The 26,930-nt window shown below is 51.0% G+C and carries 26 protein-coding genes; 8 read left to right on the forward strand and 18 right to left on the reverse strand.

The annotated features are described in order from the left end of the window. Position 1 precedes the first annotated feature (1 nt). Complete coding sequence (gene msuE / locus LG201_RS03815) at positions 2-574, reverse strand: FMN reductase (RefSeq protein WP_226770847.1); 573 nt, start codon at positions 572-574, stop codon at positions 2-4. A gap of 413 nt (positions 575-987) precedes the next feature. Here msuE and LG201_RS03820 point away from each other — a divergent pair, with 413 nt between their 5' ends. The 5 genes from LG201_RS03820 (at position 988) to LG201_RS03840 (ending at position 6,606) form a co-directional block, all read left to right on the forward strand. Next, complete coding sequence (locus LG201_RS03820) at positions 988-2,223, forward strand: SfnB family sulfur acquisition oxidoreductase (protein ID WP_226770848.1); 1,236 nt, start codon at positions 988-990, stop codon at positions 2,221-2,223. 279 nt (positions 2,224-2,502) lie between these two features. Then, complete coding sequence (locus LG201_RS03825) at positions 2,503-3,084, forward strand: beta-class carbonic anhydrase (RefSeq protein WP_226770849.1); 582 nt, start codon at positions 2,503-2,505, stop codon at positions 3,082-3,084. A gap of 300 nt (positions 3,085-3,384) precedes the next feature. After that, a complete protein-coding gene (locus tag LG201_RS03830) occupies positions 3,385-4,011 on the forward strand; it encodes an OmpW/AlkL family protein (RefSeq protein ID WP_226770850.1) in 627 nt (208 codons plus the stop codon). Positions 4,012-4,027: 16 nt separating this feature from the next. Then, a complete protein-coding gene (locus LG201_RS03835; RefSeq protein ID WP_226770851.1) occupies positions 4,028-5,248 on the forward strand; it encodes an SfnB family sulfur acquisition oxidoreductase in 1,221 nt (406 codons plus the stop codon). A gap of 86 nt (positions 5,249-5,334) precedes the next feature. Next, positions 5,335-6,606, forward strand: coding sequence for an O-acetylhomoserine aminocarboxypropyltransferase/cysteine synthase family protein (locus tag LG201_RS03840; RefSeq protein WP_226771913.1), 1,272 nt, complete (start codon positions 5,335-5,337; stop codon positions 6,604-6,606). Positions 6,607-6,681: 75 nt separating this feature from the next. Here LG201_RS03840 and LG201_RS03845 read toward each other — a convergent pair whose 3' ends face one another. Both LG201_RS03845 and ssuD read right to left on the reverse strand, forming a co-directional pair. After that, the gene (locus LG201_RS03845; RefSeq protein WP_226770852.1) at positions 6,682-7,887 is read right to left on the reverse strand and encodes an acyl-CoA dehydrogenase family protein; all 1,206 of its coding nucleotides are present in this window, start codon (positions 7,885-7,887) and stop codon (positions 6,682-6,684) included. A 36-nt stretch (positions 7,888-7,923) separates the two neighbouring features. Further along, complete coding sequence (gene ssuD, locus LG201_RS03850; RefSeq protein ID WP_226771914.1) at positions 7,924-9,087, reverse strand: FMNH2-dependent alkanesulfonate monooxygenase; 1,164 nt, start codon at positions 9,085-9,087, stop codon at positions 7,924-7,926. 390 nt (positions 9,088-9,477) lie between these two features. Between ssuD and LG201_RS03855 the strand changes: the two genes are divergently transcribed. The 3 genes from LG201_RS03855 to ribA all read left to right on the forward strand — a co-directional run bounded on the left by LG201_RS03855 (position 9,478) and on the right by ribA (position 12,510). Next, on the forward strand, positions 9,478-10,680 hold the full coding sequence (locus LG201_RS03855) for an acyl-CoA dehydrogenase family protein (RefSeq protein ID WP_226771915.1): 1,203 nt from the start codon (positions 9,478-9,480) through the stop codon (positions 10,678-10,680). Positions 10,681-10,751: 71 nt separating this feature from the next. Beyond that, a complete protein-coding gene (locus LG201_RS03860; RefSeq protein WP_226771916.1) occupies positions 10,752-11,801 on the forward strand; it encodes a sigma-54 interaction domain-containing protein in 1,050 nt (349 codons plus the stop codon). Positions 11,802-11,883: 82 nt separating this feature from the next. Beyond that, the gene (gene ribA / locus LG201_RS03865; RefSeq protein ID WP_226770853.1) at positions 11,884-12,510 is read left to right on the forward strand and encodes a GTP cyclohydrolase II; all 627 of its coding nucleotides are present in this window, start codon (positions 11,884-11,886) and stop codon (positions 12,508-12,510) included. 68 nt (positions 12,511-12,578) lie between these two features. Here the strand turns inward: ribA and LG201_RS03870 are convergent, their stop codons facing one another. The 15 genes from LG201_RS03870 to fabG form a co-directional block, all read right to left on the reverse strand. Continuing rightward, entirely contained in the window at positions 12,579-12,818 is a 240-nt protein-coding gene (locus LG201_RS03870) for a hypothetical protein (RefSeq protein ID WP_226770854.1), read from the reverse strand. 99 nt (positions 12,819-12,917) lie between these two features. Next, positions 12,918-16,499 (reverse strand): DUF748 domain-containing protein, encoded by a 3,582-nt coding sequence (locus tag LG201_RS03875; protein ID WP_226770855.1) that lies wholly within the window; start codon positions 16,497-16,499, stop codon positions 12,918-12,920. A gap of 97 nt (positions 16,500-16,596) precedes the next feature. Then, positions 16,597-17,187: a YceI family protein gene (locus tag LG201_RS03880; RefSeq protein WP_226770856.1), complete on the reverse strand. Its 591-nt coding sequence runs from the start codon at positions 17,185-17,187 to the stop codon at positions 16,597-16,599. A 39-nt stretch (positions 17,188-17,226) separates the two neighbouring features. Beyond that, entirely contained in the window at positions 17,227-18,198 is a 972-nt protein-coding gene (locus tag LG201_RS03885) for a M14 family metallopeptidase (protein WP_226770857.1), read from the reverse strand. 222 nt (positions 18,199-18,420) lie between these two features. Then, positions 18,421-18,795 carry a hypothetical protein gene (locus LG201_RS03890; protein WP_226770858.1) on the reverse strand — a complete coding sequence of 125 codons (375 nt, stop codon included), beginning with the start codon at positions 18,793-18,795 and terminating at the stop codon, positions 18,421-18,423. Between the two features lie 47 nt (positions 18,796-18,842). Continuing rightward, complete coding sequence (locus tag LG201_RS03895; RefSeq protein ID WP_226770859.1) at positions 18,843-19,613, reverse strand: MBL fold metallo-hydrolase; 771 nt, start codon at positions 19,611-19,613, stop codon at positions 18,843-18,845. Beyond that, complete coding sequence (locus tag LG201_RS03900; RefSeq protein ID WP_226770860.1) at positions 19,604-20,380, reverse strand: TatD family hydrolase; 777 nt, start codon at positions 20,378-20,380, stop codon at positions 19,604-19,606. Before LG201_RS03900 ends, LG201_RS03895 begins: the two co-directional genes overlap by 10 nt. Positions 20,381-20,420: 40 nt before the next feature. Continuing rightward, positions 20,421-20,741 carry a PilZ domain-containing protein gene (locus tag LG201_RS03905; protein ID WP_226771917.1) on the reverse strand — a complete coding sequence of 107 codons (321 nt, stop codon included), beginning with the start codon at positions 20,739-20,741 and terminating at the stop codon, positions 20,421-20,423. A gap of 60 nt (positions 20,742-20,801) precedes the next feature. Then, entirely contained in the window at positions 20,802-21,815 is a 1,014-nt protein-coding gene (gene holB / locus LG201_RS03910) for a DNA polymerase III subunit delta' (protein WP_226770861.1), read from the reverse strand. After that, positions 21,812-22,423, reverse strand: coding sequence for a dTMP kinase (tmk, locus tag LG201_RS03915; RefSeq protein ID WP_226770862.1), 612 nt, complete (start codon positions 22,421-22,423; stop codon positions 21,812-21,814). Before tmk ends, holB begins: the two co-directional genes overlap by 4 nt. Next, a complete protein-coding gene (mltG, locus tag LG201_RS03920) occupies positions 22,413-23,417 on the reverse strand; it encodes an endolytic transglycosylase MltG (RefSeq protein WP_226770863.1) in 1,005 nt (334 codons plus the stop codon). Before mltG ends, tmk begins: the two co-directional genes overlap by 11 nt. A gap of 1 nt (position 23,418) precedes the next feature. Further along, a complete protein-coding gene (gene pabC, locus LG201_RS03925; RefSeq protein ID WP_226770864.1) occupies positions 23,419-24,237 on the reverse strand; it encodes an aminodeoxychorismate lyase in 819 nt (272 codons plus the stop codon). Positions 24,238-24,577: 340 nt separating this feature from the next. Then, positions 24,578-25,810, reverse strand: a complete 1,233-nt coding sequence (fabF, locus tag LG201_RS03930; RefSeq protein WP_226770865.1) for a beta-ketoacyl-ACP synthase II — start codon at positions 25,808-25,810, stop codon at positions 24,578-24,580. A gap of 41 nt (positions 25,811-25,851) precedes the next feature. After that, positions 25,852-26,088, reverse strand: coding sequence for an acyl carrier protein (acpP, locus tag LG201_RS03935; RefSeq protein WP_226770866.1), 237 nt, complete (start codon positions 26,086-26,088; stop codon positions 25,852-25,854). Positions 26,089-26,192: 104 nt separating this feature from the next. After that, entirely contained in the window at positions 26,193-26,927 is a 735-nt protein-coding gene (gene fabG / locus LG201_RS03940; RefSeq protein ID WP_226770867.1) for a 3-oxoacyl-ACP reductase FabG, read from the reverse strand. Positions 26,928-26,930 lie beyond the last annotated feature (3 nt).

Consider the following 26,930-nt stretch of genomic DNA (forward strand, 5'->3'; position numbering starts at 1 on the left):
ATCAAGCCTCCACCGACTCTTTGGTGGTGGCGGATGCGAGCTGGGTGAGGAATGGCAATGCCCTGCCTACTGCCAAGGTAATGCGCGCCTGAAGCGCCTCACTGCTGATCTCGTATTCCTCAAAATCCGCTTCGCTGGCGTAGACACCCAGGGGCAATGTCAGGGCCTGGAAGAAGCTGAATAAGGGGCGCAATTGATGATCAATCACCAGTGCATGTCGCTCGCTCCCACCTGTGGCCGCAAGTAGAATCGGGGTGTTGATCAGCGATTCGTGATAGACAAAATCAAACAGGTGCTTGAACAATCCGGTGACAGAAGCACGGTAGACTGGAGTCGCCACGACCAGCAAGTCTGCTTCCTCAATCAGACTGATTTCATCCACTGCAGACTTGGGGAGATCAAGACGGCTCAAACTGCTACCGAGTACCGGCCCCAGTGTTTTCAACTCGATCACATGCAGCTCAATGGGCAAGTGCTGTTGCAGCTCATGCACAATGGCCCGCAGTAATACGGTAGTACGCGATGGATCACTGAGACTGCCGGAAACGGCAACCAGTTTCAGTTTTCTGCTCATAATGACTCCAGTCTACTTATTCTTTTTTGCAATGGTTTCAGCCCATGCAAATAACAATTAGTAGATAGCAGCATCCGTGCCAGCATTAAAAATATATAAAATTCAGACAGTTATATAAATTTCCTCATCCAAATGCATGTTGATATCCATGCTGAATGCTGAACAACTGCTTGTATATCAGCAGCACAATGAAGCAGATTTCTATTAAATACCCCGAATACCCCTACTAGTATGCTGATTAATCAGCACCCATAAAGCAACCTGCTGTTTGAATAGGTGCACACCGGACATAATTTATAAATAATATTGTTAAGAATCAATCGGATGGATTCGTGGCACGTTAAATGCAGTGTGTAGTATCAGATAGTCACATCCCGTGTATATCGCCTTAACCATTTTTTTGAGGGTTATCCATGACTGATACATCGGTACTGCTGGAAGACGCAGACACTAAAGAAATCACCCGCCCGCAGGCGCATATCATTAAGAGTGATGCGGAAGCCATAGAAGTGGCTAAACGCGTTGCAGCAGAAATTTCCAAGGAAGCAGGCATTCGCGACGCAGAACGTCGCTTGCCACGTGCAGAGTTGGACCTGTTCTCGCAAAGCGGCCTCTGGGGCATTACTGTTCCCAAGGAATACGGTGGCGCGTTTGTTTCCAACACCACCCTGGCAGAAGTGATTGCCATTATTTCCGAGGCTGACCCTAGCATAGGCCAGATCCCGCAAAATCACCTATATATGGTGGAAGGCATACGCCTGGATGGCAGTGAATTCCAGAAGCAGTTTTTCTTTGCTCTGGTATTACAAGGCGTGCGCTTCGGCAATGCCTTCTCGGAAATTGGTACTAAATCCGTCAGCGACGTGCAGACGCGGATCAAACCAACAGAGGGTGGATATCTGCTCTCCGGCAAAAAATTCTACTCATCCGGGGCTCTGCTTGCAGACTGGGTACCCGTAGTGGCAAAGAACGAGCACGATGACACTATCGTCGCCTTTGTCAAAAAAGGCGCCAAAGGCCTAACCATTATTGACGACTGGTCCAGCTTCGGCCAACGCACAACGGCAAGCGGCACCACCATTCTGGAAGAGATTTTTGTACCCACTGAATATGTGCTTCCACACCATCTGGCATTTGATCGTCCCACTACCATGGGGCCAATCGCGCAGATCATTCAAGCAGGCGTGGACACCGGCATCGCACGGGCAGGCCTGCGTGACACCATCCAATTCGTACGTAATCATACGCGTCCATGGATAGATACCGATCTGGAGCACGGCTATGAAGATCCCCTGACGATCAAGGATATAGGCGATACCCAGATCCGTGTGCACGCCACCGATGCCTTGCTCAAACGTGCCGGAGAGTTTATTGATATCGCCCAGCAGAACCCGAATGAAGAAACGGTAGCAGCAGCCTCTATTGCGGTAGCAGAAGCCAAGGTACTAAGTACGGAAACTGCATTGCATGCTGGCAGCAAGCTATTTGAGCTAGCAGGCACACGGTCGACACTGGCGCAGTTCAATCTGGATCGACACTGGCGCAATGCCCGTACTCACACGCTGCATGACCCGGTACGCTGGAAATACTATGCCGTGGGTAATTACGCGCTGAATGGCGTCAATCCACCACGGCACCCTTGGATCTAGCATTGTTTCAAGCGTGCTCTGATGCCATGACACACGCCATCTGGGCATGCGCTAGCTACACGGCAATAGCGCATGCCAACCTGGCTGGAGGTTACTGTAAGCACGCATCCCGCACCTGATCAAAGGCCCGGATTGGCGCGCACTGTATACCCTGCAACGTTCGGCATCTGATGCACTGTTCTTGAGATGAATGACTCAGAATGCTTCTAGCTTGACGGCTGCAAAGGTACCCCCAAAACCACGTCAGCATATAGATGCTGCCAACAGGAGATTCGCGATATGAGTACCTTACTGAAAGAAGTGTTAGATGCGAACCAGCGTTATAGCCATGACTTTTCCAAAGGCGATCTGGCCATGCCGCCAGCCCGCCAATTTGCCATACTGACGTGTATGGATGCGCGGTTGGACCCTGCGAAATACGCCGGACTGTCCGAAGGTGACGCGCATGTCATCCGCAATGCTGGCGGCCGAGCCAGTGACGATGCCATCCGCTCACTGGTGATTTCTTACAAACTGCTGGGCACGCGTGAATGGTTTGTCATTCACCACACCAATTGCGGCATGGAAACTTTCACTAATGACATCATCAGTGATTTGCTCAGCCAAAGCCTGGAAACCGCCAGTGTGGATAGCCAGGGCTGGCATGACCATGGCAAAGGACCTGGGGCACCTGAAGGGAAATTTATCCACTGGCTGACCATTCAGGATCTGGCAGATAGCGTGCTGGAAGATGTGGTGCGTATCCGATCTCACCCTCTGGTCCCGCATACCATTCCTATCCACGGCTATATCTATGATGTCAAAACCGGAAAACTGAATGAAGTACCTGCAGCCACAGCTGCAGGTAAGGTGGTCAATTAAACTCTGGGGGGCCACGCTTCCTAATGAAAATTGCAACCACATCAACTTTCCTGACTTAACGATAGCGCTGGCTTTGACTGAGCGGCACCTTGCATAAAGGTGCCGTTTTTTATTCACCATACTTATATACAAGCACAATATCAGCAGGATGCTGATATATGAACGCCTGTAAAAATTAACATCTATTAAAAATCATGATGTTAGCCATGGCATGGAATCTGCACTACATCCTTACTTAGTGCAACACCATCACCATTGGCTGGCACTTTTGCAATTACTTCTCTAATTACAAAAGGAATTATGATGCCACAACTGCAATACTCCCGTTTTACCCTTCCTTTAATTCTGGCTTCGCTCACCATGAGCCAGGCTTATGCAGATCAAGCTGATCTGTCACCTTGGCAAGTACGGGCAGGAGTCTCGCTGATTGCCCCCAAATCAAATAATGGTGCCATTATTGATCATACGGCAGATGTCACCATCGATAACCGTGCAGGGCCGACAGTCAATATTGCGTATTTCATTGCCCCCAACTGGGCAATCGATCTGTTTGGTGGGCTGGCATTCAAACACCAGATCAATGTCAATGGTAATCGTGCTGGTGAAACCAAGCATTTGCCGCCTATCCTCAGTCTGCAATACCATTTCAGACCAGAAGCAACCCTGCGCCCTTATGTGGGCGTTGGTCTGAACTACACCGCCTTTACGGATGAAAAACTGGACAACGGCGCGCGGTTAAAGCTACGTGACTCGTGGGGCCCGGCCCTCCAAGTTGGGCTGGATTATGCCTTTGATCAGCACTGGACCATAGGCGCTGATGTCCGCTATGCCCGCATTAATACCAAGACCAGCATCAATGGCACTGCGGTGGGTGATGTAGACATCAACCCCACTGTGTACACCCTCAACGTCGGCTATCGTTTCTAATAAAAAAGGAATCATCATGAGTCAAGACACCATTGCCCTACCACGCTTTGAAACCATAGCCCACCGTATCAGCAGCGATGAGGAGGCCATCAGCGTCGCCCATCAACTGGCTGAACAATTCCGGAAAGAAGCCTCTGAACGGGATCGTGACAGGCGCCTGCCTGTTGCCGAGCTGGATGCATTTTCCCAAAGCGGTTTATGGGCGATTACCATCCCCAAAGCCTATGGCGGTGTAGGCGTTTCTTATCGCACACTGGGCGAAGTCATCCGCATTATTTCTGCCGTGGATCCTTCACTGGGCCAATTGCCCCAAAACCACCTGGTCGTAGTGGAACATCTCATCCTGGATGCCAGCGAAGCACAAAAGCAGTTTTTCTTTGAGCTGGTGCTCAAGGGAGCACGTTTCGGCAATGCCTTTTCTGAAAAAGGCAGCCGTACCGTGGCAGAGTTTGAGACCAAGATCAGCCCGGATGGCGCTGGCTATGTGGTAAATGGCACCAAGTTCTTTTCAACAGGTGCATTGCTAGCGCACTGGATTCCTATCGTGGTGGTAGATGACGCAGGATTGCCACATCTGGCCTTGGCTGAGCAAGGCACTCCCGGGCTGCAGGTAGTCAATGATTGGTCCAGCTTTGGTCAGCGTACTACGGCGAGCGGGACGGTCATTATCGATCAGGTCAAGGTACCGAGTGAGCATGTGGTGCCGATTTACCAGGCCTTTGCCCGCCCGACGATTGGCGGCCCTACCTCTCAGTTCATCCAGGCTGCGGTCGATGCCGGTATTGCACAGGGAGCCGTTGAGGCGGCTATCAGCTATGTTCGCCAGCACGCCAGGCCATGGATAGATGACAAACACAGCCAGCGTGCCAGTGAAGACCCTTATACCATCCAGCAGATTGGTGATCTTGAGTTACGCCTGCATGCCGCAGAGGCCTTGCTGGATCGTGCCGCTGACAAGATCAGCAGTGCCGCCGCCAACCCCAGCGAAGCAACAGTAGCGGCCGCCTCCATCGCCGTCGCAGAAGCCAAGATATTGACCACCGAGATTGCCCTGCTCGCCAGCAATAAACTGTTTGAGCTTTCCGGCACACGCTCCACCCTAGAGGAATACAACCTGGACCGCCATTGGCGCAATGCGCGTACCCATACGTTGCACGACCCGGTCCGCTGGAAATTTCACGCGATCGGCAACTATTACCTTAACGAGATCAATCCGCCAAGGCATCCCTGGCTATAAGCAAACAAGCAATCAGTATAAATGCGGTCTTGTACCGCATTTATACTGTAGAAAACAACAACACTAAATTCTAATAGGAGGACATGATGAAACCAGAGACCCTAGCCATTCACGCCGGTTATCGCCCCGACCCGACAACCAAGGCGGTTGCGGTCCCCATTTACCAGACCTCATCCTACGCATTTGACAACACCCAGCATGGTGCTGACCTTTTTGATCTCAAGGTGCAGGGCAATATCTACACCCGTATCATGAACCCGACCAATGCGGTCCTGGAAGACCGCCTCACCCAGCTCGAAGGCGGTATAGGCGCACTGGTACTGGCTTCAGGCATGGCAGCTACCACCTATGCAATCCAGACGATTGCTGAAGCAGGAGACAATATTGTTTCCGTGTCCACTCTTTACGGTGGCACCTACAACCTGTTCGCCCACACCTTGCCCAAGCAAGGGATTGAAGTACGTTTTTTCGACTATCGCGATCCAGAAAGCCTGGCCAAGTTGATCGACAGCCGCACCAAGCTAGTGTTTGCCGAGACCATAGGCAACCCACTAGGGAACGTCGTCGACCTGGAAGCGATTACCAAAGTGGCGCATGCTCACGGCGTGCCAGTGATTGTCGACAATACGGTCGCTACCCCGCTGCTGTGCCGTCCTTTCGATTTTGGCGTGGATATTGTCGTACACTCGCTGACCAAATACATCGGGGGTCACGGTAACTCTATAGGCGGCGCGATTGTAGATAGTGGCCGCTTTCCCTGGGGTGAGCACAAAGAGCGCTTTCCCACCCTCAATACCCCAGACCCCAGTTACCATGGCGTCAACTATGTAGAGGCACTGGGCGCTGCTGCGTTCATTGCGAGAGCACGTGTCGTACCATTGCGTAACACCGGCGCTGCACTGAGCCCATTCAACACTTTCCTGTTCCTGCAAGGCCTGGAAACACTGGCTTTGCGCATAGAACGCCATAGCGACAATGCATTGAAGATTGCGCAGTACCTCAAGCAACATGCCAAGGTCAAATGGGTGAAATATGCTGGCCTGCCAGACCATCCGGAGCATGGCTTGGTGCAACGCTACCTCAAGGGCAAGGCCTCCGGCATTCTGACCTTTGGCGTGCAAGATGGCTTGTCTGGCGGCACACGCTTTATCGATGCATTGCAACTATTTACGCGGCTTGTGAATATTGGTGATGCCAAGAGCCTGGCTTGCCACCCAGCGACCACCACTCATCGCCAACTGAACGAGACAGAACTTGCCGCCGCTGGCGTCAGTATCGACATGGTAAGGTTGTCCGTCGGTATTGAGCATGTAGATGATCTGATTGCAGATCTTGAGCAGGCATTAGCCAAGGTATAAACCCAGACAAGTACACTTACAACTGCTAAATAGACAATAAAAAAGCCCGGTTTCCCGGGCTTTTTTATTGCATGCTCAGGAGTAAAACGAAGGCGCAGGATATTGCTGATTCAGCGCCCAATCGCCAAGCTCTTTCAGCTTGAAATCCACCGGGTCATGCAGGGTATACACGCGGAGGTTGCGCCAGAACCGGTCCAGCCGCAGTGCAGCCGTGGTGGCACGTGCACCAGTCACCTCAAACATGCGGTGGGTGATGTCCAAGCCAGCTTTGGTAGTGGCTACTTTGGCAGCCGTTACCGCAATCGCTACTTCACCACGTTCTTGCAGCGTTAATGATTCCGCTTTGTTCCATGCCGCATCCAGCAACTCGGCAGCGCGATTGGTCAGCAAGCGGGCGCCTTCAAGTGCTACCCAAAACTCGCCATAGTGCAGCAAGGTATAAGGTTCGGACTGAATTTCACTGGCCAGCGACCCAGACCAGACTCGCGACTGTTTGAGTGTATAGCGCCTGGCTTCTGCCAGTGCGCCTTCGGCAATGCCAAGGTAGATATTGGAAAATATCAATTGCGCAATCAATGGGCGCAAGCATGCAAAAGGCGTACTGAGCGGGCCCGGGTCGGTTAGCAGCTCATCCGCCTCAACCCGCACATGCTCAAAATCCGCACTGCCACTATCAGTCTGGCGCTGGCCAATATTGTCCCAGTCGTCATGCAGGGTGATACCGTCACGTGCAGTGGGAATGGCAGCAATCAACAGTTTGCCAGTTTCAGCATCTATGGCAGACGCAATCAGCATGTCTGAATCCGTAGCACCAGAGCAAAAGCTCTTGTTGCCATGGAATTCGCGTTGGCCCAGATGTACCTTGCTAGTAGTGCGCAAATCCAGCGGATTGAGGGCATTGCCCCAGAACCAGTTGTTTGCTGCTGTTTGGCGAAACCATGGCTGCCATTGAGACTCGGTGCCAAACAAGCGCACGGTAGCCAGCATCAGGTGTTGAAAGCCAAAGACCTGAGCAACAGAGCTATCGACGCGTGCAAACTCCCGCACGATTTCCAGGGTTGGTTGCCAGCCTTGTCCCAAGCCGCCCAAGGACTGCGGAATCAGCAGCGATAGCAGTCCACTTGCACGGATGGCATCGCGTTCTGCTTTGGGCGTGCCGCCTGCCTGATCGCGCTGCACTGCAGTCTTGGCAAATGCTGCTGCCAGCCTGCTTGCCTGTGCCTGTGGTGTTAAGACATCATGCTGATGGTGTGCTTGTGCTAATAGCCCTGCTTCACTCAATTGAATTACCTCTTATATATATGACACTGAATTAACTTACTTGACGGCCTGCAGCTTGCCAGCAGAAGGCGGCGGCACAATATCATTGGCGACCATTTCACCAAAAGGCCCCGTCAGGTTAGGCTTGACGGCAGATGTGCCGGATTGAAGCTCAATCGGCAACAAGGGGAACAATAGCTCTGCCACCCGATAAGACTCTTCCAGGTGTGGATAACCAGAGAAAATAAAGTACTCAATCCCCAAGGCCGCATATTCCTTGATACGTTCAGCAACCTCTTCTGGGCTGCCCACCAATGCAGTCCCTGCGCCCCCTCGTACCAGGCCGACACCAGCCCAGAGGTTAGGCGCCACCTCCAGCTGATCACGCCTGCCACCATGCAGGGCGGACATACGTCGCTGCCCTTCTGAATCAAAGCGGGAGAATGCCTTCTGGGCAGAAGCAATGGTTTCATCCGTCACATGGGAGATCAGCTCATCTGCCGCCTGCCAGGCCTGCTCGGAGGTTTCCCTAACTATCACATGCAGGCGTATGCCAAACTTGATCTCACGCCCGTAGGCTTTTGCCCGCTCCCTTACCACGGCAATTTTCTCAGCCACGGCTTCCAGGGGCTCACCCCATGTCAGGTAAACATCAATCTGCTGCGCAGCCAGCTCAACTGCGGCTTCGGATGAACCGCCAAAAAACAAGGGCGGATAAGGCTTTTGCACTGGTGGATACATGGTCTTGGCATTCTTGACCTTGATATATTGTCCCTCAAAGTTGACCGCTTCTCCAGCAGCAACGCCACGCCATACCTTGAGGAACTCATCGGCTTCGGCATATCGCTCACCATGGCTGAGAAAATTACCGTCTCCATGCTGCTCGTCCGGATCGCCACCACTGACGACATTGATCAACAGACGACCATCAGAAATACGATCCAGCGTTGCGGCCATGCGAGCGGATACGGTAGGCGAAATAATGCCAGGGCGAATCGCCACAAGAAACTTCAATTTTTCCGTGAAGTTAATCAGTGATGAAGCCACAACCCAGGAATCCTCGCAAGAACGACCAGTGGGAATCAACACGCCTTTAAATCCCAGCTGATCCGCAGCCTGTGCAATCTGCTTTAGATAATGATGCGTCACCGCCCTGCCGCCATGGCTGGTACCCAGGTAGCGACTATCTCCATGCGTAGGTAGAAACCAGAATATCTCCATCATACTTTCCTTGTGCTTGAATGTTGCTTCAGCATTAAGTTCAGCAAAGAGCATGCCATTACATAACCATATGATTTTTAGTGGTTTAATAAAACCACCGTCTGTACATTGCTGATATACAAGCACACAGGTGCTGCTCTGCTTCCATGGAAGCAATAATCCGCCACTCTATTTCCGGGATATTTTCTTTTATTTCGCCGCAGATGGATTAGAGCCCAGCATCCCACAAGATAACGCAATCCATCTAAAGCCTGATAGCGCGGGCTTGGGCGCAATACGCACTGACATGCGAATGCAAAATCTGCCTTCCTAGCAGCAATCTTTCACCATGACTGGCACGATAACTGCTACATAAATTATATAAGCGAGTAAGGAATATAACTTTTGGCTATTACAAAACCTAGACAACAAGACGACTACCCTGCGACTGAGGAGAGCACCCCAAAAGAAATCGCCGCGAAACTAGCCGCGGAATTTGCTGCCACAGCAGCAGAGCGTGATTTGACTGGCGGCACCCCAAAGCTGGAGCGTGATGCATTGCGTGCAAGCGGCTTATTAGCGCTGTCTATTCCAAAAGAGCAAGGTGGATTGGGTGCCAACTGGCAGGAAACCTTGCAAGTGGTAAGAGCGCTGTCAAAAGCCGATAGCTCGATTGCCCATGTGTTTGCCTTCCATCACCTGATGCTGGCGACGGTACGCTTATTTGCCAGGCCAGATCAATGGCGGCCATGGTTTGAACATACGGCGCGACTTAACTGGTTTTGGGGCAATGCATTAAACCCGCTGGATGAAAGAACGATCAGCCGCCAGGTCGGGCATTGGCATGAGTTTTCTGGTCAAAAGAGTTTTTGCTCTGGAGCCACAGATTCTGAGATGCTGATTGTTTCGGCTTATCATCAAGACAGCCGTAACCTGGTAGTTGCAGCAGTGCCCACAGGGCGGATCGGGATTTCGGTATTGCAGGACTGGGACAACATAGGTCAGCGTCAAACTGATAGTGGAAGCGTCAACTTTGAAAAAGTGCGAGTAGATGACAATGACATACTGTCTGACCCAGGGCCATTGAGCACACCTTTTTCCTGCTTGAGGCCACTGCTGGCACAACTGATTCTGACCAATATCTATCTCGGCATCGCCGAAGGAGCATTTGAAGATGCCAGGCATTACACCTTGAATGAAGCACGGCCCTGGCATAGATCCGGAAGTCGGCAAACCGATGAAGATCCTTACATACTCGCTCACTATGGCGAATTCTGGGTCAGCCTGGAAAGCGCAAGAGCGCTGACGGATATTGCAGCAGCGCGCTTTGATGCCGCCTGGGAACAACAGAATCATCTGACAGAAGAGGAGCGCGGCCAAGTAGCGGTCAGTATCACATCCGCCAAAATCCTGACCACTAGGATAGGTCTGGATATTACCAGCCGCATGTTTGAGGTTGCCGGATCAAGGGCGACCCATGCTGGCTTGCGACTGGACAGGCACTGGCGTAATTTACGCACGCATACCCTGCACGATCCCGTCGATTACAAGATCAAGGAGCTTGGTGAATGGGCGCTGAAACAACAGTACCCAACACCATCATTTTACTCATGAATATATTGGATAACGATTACATGGGAATCGCCCGTCACGAATATGAGAGCATTTACTCGAAAGAGGAAGAAATGAACCTGTTGACACTACCTAACTCTCAAGCGCTCACGACTTCAATCCGGGCAACTGCCCAGGTGTTTGAAGATCCAAAATCCCTGGCATTGCTCGCCCGCATTCAAAAAATTGCGCCTAGCGATGCCAACGTCCTTATCATTGGCGAGACAGGTACCGGTAAAGAGCTGATTGCGCGTCATGTGCATGATCTCAGTCAACGCAAAGGCAAGCCATTTGTTGCCGTCAATTGCGGCGCTTTTTCTGAAACACTGGTGGAAAGCGAGCTGTTCGGTCATGAAAAAGGCGCCTTTACCGGAGCATTTTCTGCCAAGACTGGCTGGTTTGAGGCCGCCAATGGCGGCACCATTTTCCTTGATGAAATCGGGGACCTGCCATTAAGTATCCAGGTCAAGCTGTTACGGGTGCTTCAGGAGCGCGAGGTCGTCAGGCTGGGGGCGCGCAAGCCCACCGCAATTGACGTCAGGCTGGTAGCTGCCACTAATGTACGTCTCGAAGAAGCCGTATTGGCAGGGCACTTCCGTGAGGATCTGTTTTACCGTTTGCGCGTAGCGCATCTGGAGCTGCCTACCCTGCGTGATCGTCCAGGGGATATTCAGCCATTGGCTGATTATTTTGTCAGTGAGTATCGCCGGCGCCTTGGCTATTCCGAGGTGCAGATTGATGAAGATGCCAAGCGTAAGCTGTTATCTCATCCATGGCCCGGCAATATCCGCGAGCTGGAAAATGCGATTCATCACGCCCTGTTGATATGCAAAGGCAATGTATTGCGCAGCGAAGACCTGCAGTTATCCTCTATACAACTGCATAGACAGCGCACGGAAGGACAGGCAGGCCAGGGTTTTGGCGATCCACTGCAACAGGCGCTGCACTTGCTGTTTGAAGCCGGTCAGGAAGGCCTTTATGACCATATAGAAGACACAGTGGTCAAGACCGCCTACCATTATTGCCATAACAATCAGGTACAAACCGCTCGCTTGCTTGGTGTCAGCCGAAATATAGTGCGCGCACGCCTGATCAAGATGGGCGCCATTACCGCATTGAAATAAACTGGCATAGTAAGCAGATTTAATTTAATCTGCTTCTTTGCGCCTGACAGCCAAGCATTTCAGAACAACAGTAACATCCTATATGAGCACGATCAGCAGAATATCCTCCTCCACCCTGCCTACGAAATACGGTCAATTCATCATTCATGTATACCAGGATCAGTCCAGCGGACAGGAGCACGTTGCCCTGGTGGCTGGACAGGTGCTCAGCAATGACAATGTGCTGGTGCGCGTACACTCGGAATGCCTCACAGGTGATATTTTTTCTTCCAATCGCTGTGATTGCGGAGAACAACTGGTGCTAGCGCAAAGCATGATTGCCGAGCTTGGTCAGGGTGTGCTGCTCTACCTCAAGGGACACGAAGGGCGCGGCATTGGTTTGGCCAACAAGATACACGCCTATGCCTTGCAGGATCAGGGGCTGGACACGGTAGATGCCAATTTGCACTTAGGCTTACCGATTGATCAACGCAGCTATGACGCGGCGGCAGACATATTGCGCGACCTGGGGGTGAATTCACTACGCCTGCTGACTAACAACCCGGAAAAAGTCACCAGCCTGCAACAGGCAGGTTTGCAGGTTAATGAGCGTATCCCCCTAGTGATTCAGCCGAATCAGGACAATCTGCAATACATACTCACCAAGCGCGACAAACTGGGCCATTTTTTCGCCCATAATGAACCCGGCCCTGACTTCGGTGAACTATAACTCCGAGAATTCCTAGCAAGCAGAATAAAAAAAGAGCGGTTGTTCCGCTCTTTTTACTTACTCATTTGTTAACTGAATACATGCTTGACGTGATGCAGATGATATCCATGCTGCTTGATATCCTTGATAATCACACTGGAATCATACCCCGGCTGATGGACATCTCCCGTCACCTCAACATCGGAGGTTTGCCGGATCAGCTTGGCATAATCAGGATCCTTCACCTTAAGTTGTGAAACATCCGAGCCAGCTTGAACCGATAGGTATTTATTGCTGCTGGTCACACTTTTATAAATATCCACTTTCATGATTGTCTCCATCCTTGGTTGAGTAGGGCTTCAATCTTCCGCTTTATTTACATAGCTGTTAGTAACTGACCTTATTTTCCGCCAAAAGTGCCCAAGTTGTCATGAGCCGGTATTCTTTTGAGTTCCCAAGTCCAGTTTCATGTTAACCGCTTGGCCATCACCGGACTGCTTGACTGGCGCAGAAACATTCAAGTGATCGGCTGAAAGTCCTGCATTTTCCAATAAATAGGCTTTCACAGATGCTGCACGCGCTGTCGCCAATGCGGTGAGCCAGGGTTCCTGAACCACAGTGTTTTTGACCAACTGCTCCTGTAACTTGGCATACAGCACTGTTTCATCTTTTTCAGAGGAAGCAACGCTATCTCGGATTGCAGACACCTGTTCACTCTTGAGTTGCTCCTTCGCCAGCTTATCCAGCGCAGCACGTACTTTCTTATTACTCAGGTCTATGGGCCCTGGCCTTTCTCCCGGCATGAGCTTGAGGCCCATTTTTGCCGCAACCTGGTTACGCACAAACTGTTCCTGCAAGGCAGCGCCATCCACCTTGTCATCCACTACTGGTGCTATTGATAGCGTCAATGCCGGCCGCTTTGTCAGAGCCTGGGCGATGGTCTTGAGTTTCTCCTGCTCAGGTGGGGCAAGCTCTGCACTACCACCATCAAACACAACAGACTCCAGCTTGTCAGAGCTGATGCCTAACAAATTACCCAGGGCACGGAATGGTGAGGTGACGATCTTGCCTAGCACGTTGACAACCGCCTTCCAGACGATTTTCCCGTAACTGAACTCAGGATCATCCAGGCTGCCCGAAACGGGTAGATCCATATCAATCACACCATCACTATCCTCCAGTAAGGCTATTGCCAGATCCAGCGGAAGATTGACTGCGTCCTTGCTATCTACCTTTTCTCCCAGCCTCAATTTATTCAGGACAAACTTGTTTTCGCCTGCTAACTGGCGATGCTTGATTTTATATTCGAGGTTAACCGACAACTTGCCGGAATCTATGCGCCGCCCGGCAAACTTACCTGAATAAGGGGTAAGCCGATTCATCTCCAGATTCTGGAATACGAGCTTGAGATCAGTAAACTCCGTTGCCTGGAATGGCTGCAAAGAACCACGGATACGCGCAGAGCCGTAATCATCCACCTTGCCATCCAACTCCACTTGGGCAGTCGTGCTGGGATTGGTCGACAAGCCATTGATCACACCAGATAAAGAGTTGATATAAGTACCAAACTGCGGTGTTAACGAAAGATCGGCAAACTCCAGATTGGCTTTATCCACCCGGATACGATCCACTGTCACAGGAAATGACTCCGGCTCTGCAGTGGGCTGAGTTGCTGGCACAGAACGGGCGCGATTAGCGGCAGGTTTAATCCCAGCGTTGCTGGTGGTTTTCGCCTCAGGGACTGTCGAAGCCTGAGCACTCTGGTCGCGCAATATACGTGTCACATTGAGGCTGCGATCTTCATAGATAATAAACTTGCTGATTGGCTGATCAATCCTCAGTTCGCCAATATGCAGCTTGTTTGGTGACAGCGTCAGCTCCAGATTGTCAGTGGCAAGGCTATTCCAGCCGAGGAAAGCCTGCCCACCCTCTTCCTCCACAATGTCCAGCTTGTTGACACTAAATCCACCCTTGTAAGCTACAGCAAGGGCTTTGCCCTGATGCAATTTGAGTGTTCCAGCGCTATTCACAACGCCATGATTAAGCTTGAGCAAAGCTGCCTGATTGACATAAGGTGCCAATGGCTGCAGAGAAAGGCCCGCAAGTTTAAGCTTGAAGTCCGCCTGCATGGGCTCCGGTGTGAACGTGCCTTTGGCCTCAAACTGCCCCCCCTGCTTTACCTGAAACGCCAACTGCAATGGCAGGGGACGCTTGCTATTCAGCGTGACATCCTGAACCTCCAGAGAGGTACCTTGAATATCCATACGCACAGGCGTTGGAGTACTGCTGTCTTCAATATGGACGGCACCATTCTCCAGGGCCAATCGCTTGAGTGCAAGTTCCCACGCAGAGGCATCCTGATTGCTCACAGGCGCTGGCGCAGATTGAATCCTGCCAGCCTTGATAGCAGGCTCCAGCATCGCTTGCCAGTTGAGGATCTGATCCCGCTTGAGCACCTGGGCTTGCAGCCCGCTGAATACTATCGAATCTAATGTTGCCTTGCGCTCGGCAACATCAATCTTGCCGCCCTGCACTGCCAGTTTGGTCAATACCGCGGCTGGCTCTTTGTACAAAGCGGAGCTCAGGGTCACCGGGCCAATATGGCTGTTAAGCCCACCCACACTGAGGTTGCCTGCATTGCTGGCCAGATTCAGATCAAGATTAATATCCTGAACCTTGAGCGCCAGCGCTTGTTTGAATGATTGATCCAGATAGTCAGCCTGCCAACCCTGAATATTGATATTGGCAAGTTCAACATTAAAAGGCTGATCGCTGTTGTCAGATGCTGGTACTGAAGACTCATTAGAATGAGGCTTGTTCTGTACGGCCGCTTGTAAATGTTGCCAGTCAAACCGACCATCTTGAGTACGTACCGCATGCATCTTGCCTTGCGCCAGTGTCAGATCCGCTACTTTTAACTGATGTTGCAACAGGTCGAAACCGATATCTGTAGCACTCAGTTGCGGCAGCTCCAATAGAGCCTTGCCATCCTGCGCCAATGAAACCTGCTTGAGCGCTAGGCTAGCACCCTGAAAAACCACTTGAGGTTGTGGCTGTGAGGTAAATTCCAGCGCAGGTAAATCCAGTTGTAGCTGCTGCAGGCCAACATGACCTTTTTGATCCCTTGAGTCCAGCAATGTGCCACCAAGATCACTCAGTATCAGCTTAATTTTTTTCAGGCTAGCCTGAGGCTTATCTTGCACCATGGCAAACTGGTAATCGAGGCTGGTGTTGAGCAATCCGCTATCCAGCCTTACAGGCAACGCATCAGGCGGCAGCACTTTTAACAGGCTGGGTAATTTGAGCCCATTCAGCTCCACTTTTCCGCTCGATAACACAGGATTAAGCCCCAGCTCTCCCTTCCATTTCAGGGTACCACCCTGCTCCGGCAGTTTGGCCAGAATGGTGTAATCTCCCAGATCTTCCGGCAAGGTGGAGAAGCCATCCAGTTCCAGCCCTAGTGGCTCCAGCACTGCCCGGAAAGTTTCGGCGCGATTACGGTCTATGTATTCGACATCGCCACGCTCAATCAGGATATGGTCGATAAGTAACCGCGCCATGCCTTCTGAAGGCTCTTCATCCGAGTTTTCATTCAACTTGGCAATCAGTTGAGACCAATTAGAGATGCCGCCAGGGGCCACATCAAATGTCACATGAGGTGCACTGAGCTTGATGTCCTTAAGGCGCCATGCGAAGCGAAATAACCCCCTCAGTTCAAGATCAGCATGTAATTGTTCAAAGCCTGCAAGGCTGGAATTTTCAGGCGTAGTCAGACGCAGCTTATCCACCGTCACCGCCAGCCGTAAAGGATCAAAGCTCACGCGCTCTACATTGAGGCGGCTAGCCAGTTTGTTTTCAGCAACCCAGGGCAAGATTTTCTGCGCCAGCGGATTCACTGCGTAATACCCGAATAGTAGGTATGAAACAAAAAATCCCACCGCCATCATAAATGGCAGGCTGCTGATGATCTTCCTGACTTTTCTTGTTATTGTTCTGGCCTTGCTTGGCATAAGCTCTCCTTTATTGCCCATGCTCACTCACAGCAGCCTGATGACCTGGCAATGAGTGATAACAACACGCAGGGTTGATGATCTCCTGCGGTATGCTTTATTGCTGATCAAACACCAGATTCAGCGTGACAGGCACCACGGTACTGATAGAGGGTAGCTGGGCAATATCACGTAACTTGTCTAGGCCTTCGCCATAGCCCAACGCAGCCGCATCCAGCAGCAAAGGCTCAATTGTGGTCACAAGTAGCCCTTGCTTGCCAAGACCCACCACGCGCAGCTTGGTTTCCAGCTCTATTTTTTTACCATTGATGGCAAGCTGCAACTTCACAGATTCTGTTTTTGCCTCACCGGCATTAGGCGCTTTGAATGGATTAACTGTATTGCCACTGATTTCTGCCTTGGGAAAAGCGGCCGTATCAAACAGCATGCTATTCATGCGCTCGTCACGAATCGCCACTTTTGTATCTACGCTGGCAAGACTGATGCTGGTATTGAATTCACCTTTTGCATTGATCGTACCCGCCAGCTGCTTGAACCTATGCACTTCTCCTATCGTGTTTTTCTTGATGGAAACGAAGTTAAGACTGGAGGCTTCATTATTCAATTTCCAGTCTGCATATACGCCATTTGAAAGCAGCAGCAGGCTTGAAGCCAATAATGACATAGTGATTTTTTTAGATAAATTCATTTAAGTATCCTTTGTAAATTTTTGATTATTATATCAATATCAAACTCTGGAAGTCGATTTTGCCAGATAAAACCATTCATTTCCCGGCTCTGCATTTGGGTTAGGGAACACGATGTATCCAGCCTCTTGTGCAAGCAATTGTTCCCCATTGGCTCTGGTACCAATCAGCTCACCAGCCTGCAACTGATCAAAGCTGGCCCAATTTTTCGCCAAGCGGTCGCCTGCATCAATACGGTCCACCACTTCAAACAAGCGCAATGTCTCACGCTCTGGTACCTCATCCGGTGTAGGCGCATCAATACATCCAAGCCAAGCCAATGTATTTAGAATCGCCTGATAGGCAATCTCGGGAGCAGCAGGGTCTTCATGCTGGCCGCATTCCAGGGTCAAGCCATACCCCCCCTGGCTACGCATATATTCGGTGGTGCCAATGCCATAGCAGGCATCACTATTGGAAGAATTTCCTACCGGTTGCTCAACAGCTTGCTGCAGACGCCGCTTAACGCCAATCGCATACGTATCAAGCCAGCCATCCACAAAGCGATTGACACCCAGGCGCCGGGCCAGGGACTCCTCTTCCGCATCGAATTTGAAGGGCTCCAGGGCACCCTGGTTGTTTTTCGGCCCCAGCATGGCAAAAGGCTGGCCATCGGTGTGAAAGGAATGCAAATCGAGCAATACCTCATGCGCACTCAACAGCGGGCAAAGCCAGTTGGCAACATGGTCTTCAAATTCAGCGGGGTCTGCTGTCGGCTGTAAATGTCGGTTGAGATTGCGATCACCACTACGCCGGTAATAGTGGGCAGCTTTGGGATTGGTGACCGGGACAAAAGTCACAGTGCCATGGCTGATCGCGATGTCACCATCCTCCAGTTGCTTCACAATCCGGCGTATAGCCTGGGTGCCACAAGGCTCATTTCCATGCACTCCACCGAGTACGATCAGGCGCTTTCCTGACTGCAGGCCGGAGAAACTAATGGATTGAAAATGATATCGTTCAGCATGGCTCATACCCGATTATCCCCGCTTAATTGTCGTTTGTGCAATCGATTGCGAATATAGCGCTATCTGACCACGCCGCCCCTGGCATCGCTTCCAGCTTGATTTGGCTTGCAAACGAGTAGGAAAATTTAGCTGGTACCAGGCTTGGAAATTGACAACTGATCATTGATTAAGGCGGCAATAGATAGCAAAAAGCCGGGAAATCCCGGCTTTTCAGATTGAGCATCAGCGTTATCGGTTATTGAAAAATGCGATATTGACACAGCGATCATTCACAAAAGTCAGCTCAATGGTTTTATAGGTTCTCTTGGCGTCGTATTTCACCAGATCCTTGTAGTACCACATCTCAACCTGGTCTTGCTTGCCGCCTTTTTCAGTGGGGCGTCCCAGCACATTGGAGGCATTGGTGGGCTTGACTGACTGCTCTTTCTTCAGCGGCTGGCCTAATTCCTTGGCTACCACCTCTGTCGTTTTGTTACCGAAGCTGTTCAGAAATTCCTGTTCGGTATAACTGGATTTTTTGGGTTCAGCCATGACAGGCGCAGAAACCATGATACATGCCAACAATGCTGCCGCTGCTAACGAACACTTTTTGCTTAACACCATTACCAACTCCTTATTCCTCGATCAAATAGACTTATTATGTTGCAGGACTAGGCGCCCGCTATCTCCATCCTGAGGCCATCATACCCTACCTGTACTGACGGTGGGAGCATTTTAGTCACTGCCTCGTACTCCATTTCATGCGTCATATGAATCAGATAGGTCTGCTTTGCACCAATAAGGGCCGCTTGCTCCAGACTTTGCTCAAGGCAGAAATGCGTATAGTGCGGCGTATACCTCAGGCAATCCAGCAGCAACACATCCAGATCATGCAATAAGTCTAATGATGAAGCTGGAATGGCTGAAGCATCTGTCAGATAGGCCAGCTTTCCTATGCGATACCCATACATCTCAAGCCGCCCATGCAAGATAGGGATAGGCACTACATCAACATCAAACAGGTTGAAAGTATCCACCACCGGATTCACGCTCAATATAGGCAGATCCCAGAAATCACTGGGCTCACGGATGGCATAGCCAAACTTGCTGACAATATGCGCCATGGCATCAGGCTTGCCATAGAGAGGAATCTGCTGCCGTTGCCTCTGGCAGAAAGCCCGCATATCATCTATGCCATGCAAATGATCTGCGTGAGTGTGGGTATAGAGCACCGCATCTATGTGATCTACGCTCTCCCGCAGGGCTTGCTGTCGCAGATCGGGGCCAGTGTCGATCAGGATATTCTTGCCATTGGCCAGCGTGAGCAAGGAGGAGCAGCGTGTGCGTTTGTTTCGGGGATTGTCTGACATGCAAGTGGCACAACGGCAGCCAATCACTGGCGTACCAGCACTTGAGCCGACACCGAGCATGGTTAATTGCACGGGAGCGCCTGTTTAAATAAGCGGAAGAAATTCTCGGTAGTCGCTTGTTCAATATCTTGATAACTAATTCCGCGCAATATGGCCAGTTCTTCCGCCACGTATCTCACATAGGCAGGCTGATTGGTCTTGCCACGGAACGGGACAGGAGCCAGGTAGGGGGAATCAGTTTCCACCAGAATACGATCCAGCGGCAAGGCCTTGGCGACCTCTTTCAAGGACAAGGCATTCTTGAAGGTCAGGATGCCTGAAAACGAAATATAAAAGCCGAGCTCTATCGCCTGCAAGGCCACTTCCAGGCTTTCCGTAAAACAATGCATGACGCCGCCAATCTGCTCTGCATGCTCTTCGCGCATAATACGCAATGTATCTTCTGCCGCAGAGCGAGTGTGTATGATTAATGGCTTTTGCGCGCGGATCGCAGCACGAATGTGCGTACGGAATCGATCGCGCTGCCACTCCAGATCACCGGTGAGGCGAAAATAATCAAGTCCAGTTTCGCCAATAGCAATCACCTTGGGGTGCGATGCCAGGGCTACCAGCTCATCCTCGGTAAATGCAGGCTCGTCCTCATAATCAGGATGCACGCCAACTGAGGCATAAAAATTATCGTGCGCTTCTGCAATAGCAAGCACCTGCGGAAAGTCTGGCAAGGTCACAGAAATGCACAGGGCATGGCCGACACGCTGATCCGTCATGGACTGACGCAAAGCCTGCATATTGTTCACAAGTTCAGGGAAATTCAGATGACAGTGGGAATCGACCAGCATAGTGTTACTTTTAAACCGTTGAAATAATGAGGGGTACTACTTACATCGTATGTGTGGGGCGTTGTGATTTAAGCACATTGGCCAGCAAACCTTCAATCTTGTTGCGAGCTTCCAAACCACCTTCCTTCTCGCTCAATTGAATGCCTATTCCTTGCGGCCGGTTACCATGTGCGACAGGAGTCACCCAAATGACATGCCCTGCCACTTTAAGCTTATCCGGTTCATCCAGTAAGCTGAGCAACATGAACACCTCATCGCCGATCTTGAATGATTTATTGGTGGGGATAAACAAGCCTCCGCCTTTAACAAAAGGCATATAGGCCGCGTATAGTGCAGCTTTTTCCTTGATCGCAAGCGACATTACACTGGGCTTGGGCGCCAACTGCTGGTCTGTAGTGTCCGGTTGGGTCACGGTTCGGGCTCAGGAAAATAATCGGGTATATTGCAACAGCAAATGCTCCAGCTGCAATTCATTATTCAAAGGATGGTTGGCTGCGCGCCTTGCTTCATCCACTTGACGCTGGAAAACCAGCAATGCGCTCAAGTCTACGCTTTTGCTCAGGGCTTGCAAAGCTGCCACATGCTGATTGTGATATCGCACCACACCAGTCAGCCGCACAGCCAGCAAATCATATAGCCACTTCTGCAGCGCAGTCATCGCCTGCTCCATTCCGTAAGCCGCAAATTGAGTGGCAGAAATAAAGGGATCCAGCTTTTTAGCTTGCGCCAGACTATGAAAGAGCTGGTCTAGCTGTGGCCCCGTTTGACTGGCATCTTGCCTGGCTGCCATGGGTGAACCACCATGATAGGCAAGCCACTGTGATGCATTTTCCACACCTTGCTGCTGCAGCCACCCCAGCGCCTCGTCAAACTCTGGCGCAGGCATTTCAACCTGCTGGCAACGGCTGATGATAGTCGGCAACAAACGCTGAGGATGACTAGTGACCAGGATAAATACCACATCGGCAGGAGGCTCTTCGAGCAGCTTGAGCAAGGCATTGGCGGCAATCTGGTTGAGCGCATCCGCCGGGTGGATGACAATGACACGCATCCCATTGGTCTGATGGCTAGACAGTTCGAGAAAGCCCGCCAGCTCACGTACCTGGGTAACTGAAATCTGGCTACTCTTGCGGATCGGCTTTTTACTGCTTGCAGCCGTCTCTCCGTTTTCTGCAGGCACGTCCTGTTCTGGCGTCAACAAGCGATAATCAGGATGCCCCTCCTGCAAGAACCAGCTACAACTCACACATTGTCCGCATGCCATCCCCTCCTGATCAGGAGAGCGGCACAGCAGGGACTGTGCAAACGCCACGGCAAAATCCAGCTTACCAGTGCCATTACGTCCCTTGAGCAGCAAGGCATGATGCCTGCGTTCTCTGGACTGCACCAAGCGCTGCCAGACAGAAGACTGCCAGGGATACTTACTGGTGATCATTCGGCGAAGGTACTCATGATTTCCACCACATCCGCCCTGACTAGATCCAATGCACGGTTGCCATCTAGCAGGCGGAATCTATTGGGAAACGCTTCCGCCCGTGCAAGATAGGCATGACGGATTTTGCTAAAAAACTCATGGCTTTCACGCTCAAACTTGTCTGGACTGCGCGCCGCTGCCAGCCGTTGAACACTGACCTCTACCGGCACATCAAACAACAGAGTCAGATCAGGCTGCAGCGCTTGCTGCACCCATTGTTCAAGTATGCCCATCTTGTGAGTATCAACGCCGCGCCCACCACACTGGTAGGCAAACGAAGCATCAGTAAAACGGTCAGAGACGACCCAGGCACCGCGTTCCAGCGCAGGCTCGATCACCAGTGCAATATGTTCTCGTCTGGCAGCAAACATCAACAAGGTTTCAGTTTCAGCATGCATGGGCTCGTGCAACAATAGCTCACGCAATTTTTCACCTAGCCCTGTACCGCCTGGCTCGCGTGTCGACACAACCTCAATCTCACGGTGTTCCAGGGTGCTGATAATCGTATCGATATGCGAACTCTTGCCCGCTCCATCCATCCCCTCGAGACTGATAAATTTACCGCGCATTTCTGCCTTTCAACTGGTAGCGCACCACAGCGCGATTATGCTCGCCCAAGGTGCGGGAAAATTCGTGGCTACCATCGCCTTTACCGACAAAGTAAATGGCATCGGTCTTGGCCGGATGCAGGGCTGCTTGTATGGCAGCCAAGCCTGGCATGGCGATCGGTGTAGGTGGCAGACCGCCACGGGTATATGTATTGAAGGGGGTGTCTTTGATCAGATCGCGTTTACGCAAATTGCCATCAAACAACTCGCCCATCCCGTAAATCACCGTTGGATCCGTCTGCAAGCGCATACCAATACGCAATCGGTTAAGAAACACCCCGGCAATCAGGGGCCGTTCACTGGCTTTCCCGGTTTCCTTTTCCACTATCGAGGCCATAATCAGAACCTCGTATGCCGACGCATAGGGCAAACCTTGCCCACGCTCCTGCCAGGCAGCTTCCAGCCTATTTTGCATCGCGATGTAGGCACGCTTGAGAATATCCTGATCACTCATGCCGCGACTGAAATAATAGGTATCAGGAAAAAACAGGCCTTCTGGATAGGCATTGCCTGCGCCGATATTCCGCATGATTTCTTCATCGGTATAGGCCATGGTCAGATGCCGCACTGACTCATGGCTATTCAATGCCTGACGCATCTGAGCAAACGTCCAGCCCTCGATAAACGTAATGCTGTCCTGAGTAACATTGCCATTACTCAGGGTAATGAATAATTGATAAGGGGTCTGACCAGACTCAAGCAAATAGTTGCCAGCCTTGATACCACCAGCCATGCGCATGGCACGCACCAGCAATATGAAGCTCCACGGCTCTTGCAGCATCTCTTTATCCACCATTTGCTGAGAAATACTGCGCAGGCTGCTACCGGCCCTAATCTCAAACTCCTGGGTCGCATTAGGAAATTGCAGAGGAGTAGAGACAAAATAGGCCATCCATCCACAAAAGCCAATGACACCTAGCATCAACAAAAAAACCAGAAACCTCAATAAACGCATGCTAATCCTGCAAAATTTGACGTAAATTGGCTGCTAGCCCCAACACTGGCCAGGTTCTGCCATTGAATTTCACCACCTGCCACGCACCATAGAGACTATTGCACATGATGAACTCGTCTGCAGCCATCAACCCCGATAACGACAACTCGCCGATCTTAAGCTCATAGCCTAGTTCTGGAGCTGAATCAATAATACGCTGGCGTGTGATGCCAGCCACCCCACAATGGCTCAGATCAGGTGTAGCAAGCATTTTACCGGAACGGGCCACAATATTACTCATGACCCCTTCTATTACCCAACCATTTTCATCCAGTAGCACGCCCTCACTGATCTCTGGATCAGTCCACTCCTGCCTCGCCAATACATTCTCCAGGCGATTAAGATGCTTCACGCCAGCAAGCAGTGGCTGATGAGACAATCGTGTCCTGCATAAATGCGCGGTGATTCCCAGATCAAAATTGCGCGCTGGATACTCAGGTAACTGAGTACGCATGACAATGCGGGTTGGTGCTTGTTCAGGGTTGACCATATATCCACGCTCGCCCTGACCTCGCGTAATCGTTATCTTGGCTACCCCATCCCCGGCATCGGCAAACAACTCCCTGACTTCTGCCAACAAAATAGACTCAGCAGGACAACCAATCCCCAGCCTGACACAATCTGATCGCAGCTTGGCATAATGCAATGCCCAGGCATCAGGCCGACCGGCCTTCACCCGTATGGTGCGAAAAATACCATCGCCATAGGCAAACCCACGATCCATTGGAGAAATCGTCTGGCCAGGTTGTCCATTAATCAGAAATGATGGGGCTAAGCTCATAAAAACATCACGGCGAATACACAGCTATCCATCGTAAAGCATATACCTGAGCGAAGAAAGCAGAAGCTCAGCCATTAGCCCACAGAAGCTGTGGATAATTTTGTGGATGTCTTCCGGAAAGGCGGGCTAAATCACCGCTGGCATTGGAGTTTTGTGCTATTGCCCAGTTTTTAGGCAAAAAATTATCCCATTAAAAATCAATGGGATAACAAAACCTCTATAGAAACAATGATTAAAGCTTACATCTTACTGTCATGTGCAAGAAAACTGTGCATAAAGCGCGCGTGCATTAAGTGTTTAACACACACGCCCCGGTTGTCTGCAACACTCAGCACTGATTTTAAATCTTACGGAAGACCAGAGTCCCGTTAGTGCCGCCAAAACCAAAGTTGTTTTTGACGCCCACATCGATCTTCATATCCCTGGCCTCATTGGCGCAGAAATCCAGATCGCACTCAGGATCCTGATTAAAGATATTGATGGTAGGAGGTGAAATCTGATTATGAATGGAAAGCACAGTAAAGACTGATTCCAGACCACCAGCACCACCCAGCAAATGCCCCGTCATAGACTTGGTCGAGTTCACCACCAACTTGCTGGCATGATCCCCAAATGCTGCCTTGATGGCATTGGTTTCATTGGCATCGCCCAGAGGGGTCGAGGTACCGTGCGCATTGATGAACTGAACCTGATCAACATTGAGTCCAGCATTGTTCAATGCATTACGCATGGAACGACGCGGGCCATCCATATTGGGAGCAGTCATGTGGTAGGCATCAGCACTCATTCCATAGCCTACCAGCTCTGCATATATCTTGGCGCCGCGCTTCTTGGCAGACTCATACTCCTCAAGCACCATGACGCCAGCACCCTCACCAATGACGAAGCCATCCCGATCAGCATCCCAAGGGCGGCTGGCAGTTGCTGGATCATCATTGCGTGTGGAGAGTGCTCTTGCTGCAGCAAAACCGCCTACAGCCAGCTGGGTGATTGGAGCTTCTGCCCCGCCAGCCACCATCATATCGGCATCACCATATTCAATCATGCGTGCTGCATCACCAATCGAGTGCGTGCCCGTAGTACAGGCAGTCACGATAGCGACATTCGGCCCCTTGAATCCATACATGATGGAAAGGTTGCCGGAAATCATGTTGATAATGGTGCCGGGTATGAAAAATGGCGAAATCTTGCGCGGACCGGACTCTTGATAAATTGCGTCCGTGTCTTCAATCAATTGCAGCCCACCAATGCCGGAACCGATAGAAACGCCAATACGCTCAGCGTTCTCTTCAGTCACGACAATACCCGAATCCTTAACCGCTTCAATCGCCGCAGCCATGCCATACTGGATAAAAATATCCATACGGCGCGCTTCCTTGGCAGGAAGATATTGCGACACATCGAAGCCTTTGACTTCGCCCGCAACGCGCGAAGCAAATGCACTGGCATCGAATTTGGTGATATTGGTGATACCGGACTGACCGGCAACTAGGTTGGTCCAGGACGACTGCACACCAATACCTACTGGTGACACTACGCCGAGGCCAGTCACTACTACCCTACGCTTGGACAAGGCGACTCCAAGAAAAAAAACAGAATTTAAAGAGAGAAAGCTTACTTCAGGTTGGAATTGACGTAGTCAATCGCTTGCTGAACAGTCGTGATCTTCTCGGCTTCTTCGTCAGGAATTTCACAGTCAAATTCTTCTTCCAGCGCCATGACCAATTCTACGGTGTCGAGAGAATCAGCACCCAGATCGTCAACAAAGGAGGACTCGTTTTTCACATCAGCCTCATTTGCACCCAGTTGCTCGGATACGATCTTTTTAACGCGTTGTTCGATGTCAGACATCTAAAATATTCCTTTCAAGTTTTAGGTCGCTTAAAAAAGCTCGGGCTATTCTATCAAAAGTCCCGAAGAATTCAAAAAACAGAATTACTTAGTTGTATATGGCCTCAAGCCATGTACATCCCGCCATTAATATGTAATGTTTCACCCGTAATGTAACCCGCTGATGGAGAAGACAAAAACACCACAGCTGCCGCAATGTCTGCCACATCACCAAAGCGGTTCACTGGCACACGCTTTAGCAGCTCTTCACGTACATTATCCGGTAATTCACGGGTCATGTCGGTATCTATAAAGCCAGGAGCAATGCAATTAACCGTAATACCCCGACTCCCAACTTCAGCAGCGAGCGAGCGACTAAAGCCTGCCATGCCTGCCTTGGCGGCGGCATAATTGGCCTGACCTGCATTTCCCATGTGACCCACCACGGAGGAAATATTAATAATCCTGCCAGTACGTGCCTTCATCATCGGGCGGAGCACTGCCTGAGACATACGGTAGACCGAAGTCAGATTGGTGGAAATCACCGCATCCCAGTCAGCATCCTTCATCCGCATCAGCAAGGTATCTCGTGTAATACCGGCATTATTGACCAGGATGCTCACATCGCCAAACTGATCAGCAATCGACTTCAGTACAGCTTGAATCTGTGCTGCATCATTCACGTCCAGCGCCAGACCCAAGCCACCAACGTCTGCCAGCGCCTGTGAAATCTGCGCAGCACCAGACTCAGTGGTCGCGGTGCCTATCACTGTAGCGCCCTGTTTCGCCAGTTCCAGCGCAATTGCAGCACCAATGCCACGACTTGCCCCTGTCACCAGCGCAATTTGGCCCTTAAGCATAAC

Origin of the sequence: Methylobacillus gramineus (assembly GCF_020532675.1) — a bacterium.
In the GTDB taxonomy this organism is placed as follows: domain Bacteria; phylum Pseudomonadota; class Gammaproteobacteria; order Burkholderiales; family Methylophilaceae; genus Methylobacillus; species Methylobacillus gramineus.

Excerpts from the sequence above, each read along its gene's own strand:
- msuE (WP_226770847.1), bottom strand. The coding sequence starts at position 574 with ATGAGCAGAAAACTGAAACTGGTTGCCGTTTCCGGCAGTCTCAGTGAT.
- LG201_RS03820 (WP_226770848.1), top strand. The coding sequence starts at position 988 with ATGACTGATACATCGGTACTGCTGGAAGACGCAGACACTAAAGAAATC.
- LG201_RS03825 (WP_226770849.1), top strand. The coding sequence starts at position 2,503 with ATGAGTACCTTACTGAAAGAAGTGTTAGATGCGAACCAGCGTTATAGC.
- LG201_RS03830 (WP_226770850.1), top strand. The coding sequence starts at position 3,385 with ATGATGCCACAACTGCAATACTCCCGTTTTACCCTTCCTTTAATTCTG.
- LG201_RS03835 (WP_226770851.1), top strand. The coding sequence starts at position 4,028 with ATGAGTCAAGACACCATTGCCCTACCACGCTTTGAAACCATAGCCCAC.
- LG201_RS03840 (WP_226771913.1), top strand. The coding sequence starts at position 5,335 with ATGAAACCAGAGACCCTAGCCATTCACGCCGGTTATCGCCCCGACCCG.
- ssuD (WP_226771914.1), bottom strand. The coding sequence starts at position 9,087 with ATGGAGATATTCTGGTTTCTACCTACGCATGGAGATAGTCGCTACCTG.
- LG201_RS03860 (WP_226771916.1), top strand. The coding sequence starts at position 10,752 with ATGAACCTGTTGACACTACCTAACTCTCAAGCGCTCACGACTTCAATC.
- ribA (WP_226770853.1), top strand. The coding sequence starts at position 11,884 with ATGAGCACGATCAGCAGAATATCCTCCTCCACCCTGCCTACGAAATAC.
- LG201_RS03870 (WP_226770854.1), bottom strand. The coding sequence starts at position 12,818 with ATGAAAGTGGATATTTATAAAAGTGTGACCAGCAGCAATAAATACCTA.
- LG201_RS03875 (WP_226770855.1), bottom strand. The coding sequence starts at position 16,499 with ATGCCAAGCAAGGCCAGAACAATAACAAGAAAAGTCAGGAAGATCATC.
- LG201_RS03880 (WP_226770856.1), bottom strand. The coding sequence starts at position 17,187 with ATGAATTTATCTAAAAAAATCACTATGTCATTATTGGCTTCAAGCCTG.
- LG201_RS03885 (WP_226770857.1), bottom strand. The coding sequence starts at position 18,198 with ATGAGCCATGCTGAACGATATCATTTTCAATCCATTAGTTTCTCCGGC.
- LG201_RS03890 (WP_226770858.1), bottom strand. The coding sequence starts at position 18,795 with ATGGTGTTAAGCAAAAAGTGTTCGTTAGCAGCGGCAGCATTGTTGGCA.
- LG201_RS03900 (WP_226770860.1), bottom strand. The coding sequence starts at position 20,380 with ATGCTGGTCGATTCCCACTGTCATCTGAATTTCCCTGAACTTGTGAAC.
- LG201_RS03905 (WP_226771917.1), bottom strand. The coding sequence starts at position 20,741 with ATGTCGCTTGCGATCAAGGAAAAAGCTGCACTATACGCGGCCTATATG.
- holB (WP_226770861.1), bottom strand. The coding sequence starts at position 21,815 with ATGATCACCAGTAAGTATCCCTGGCAGTCTTCTGTCTGGCAGCGCTTG.
- tmk (WP_226770862.1), bottom strand. The coding sequence starts at position 22,423 with ATGCGCGGTAAATTTATCAGTCTCGAGGGGATGGATGGAGCGGGCAAG.
- mltG (WP_226770863.1), bottom strand. The coding sequence starts at position 23,417 with ATGCGTTTATTGAGGTTTCTGGTTTTTTTGTTGATGCTAGGTGTCATT.
- pabC (WP_226770864.1), bottom strand. The coding sequence starts at position 24,237 with ATGAGCTTAGCCCCATCATTTCTGATTAATGGACAACCTGGCCAGACG.
- acpP (WP_226770866.1), bottom strand. The coding sequence starts at position 26,088 with ATGTCTGACATCGAACAACGCGTTAAAAAGATCGTATCCGAGCAACTG.
- fabG (WP_226770867.1), bottom strand. The coding sequence starts at position 26,927 with ATGCTTAAGGGCCAAATTGCGCTGGTGACAGGGGCAAGTCGTGGCATT.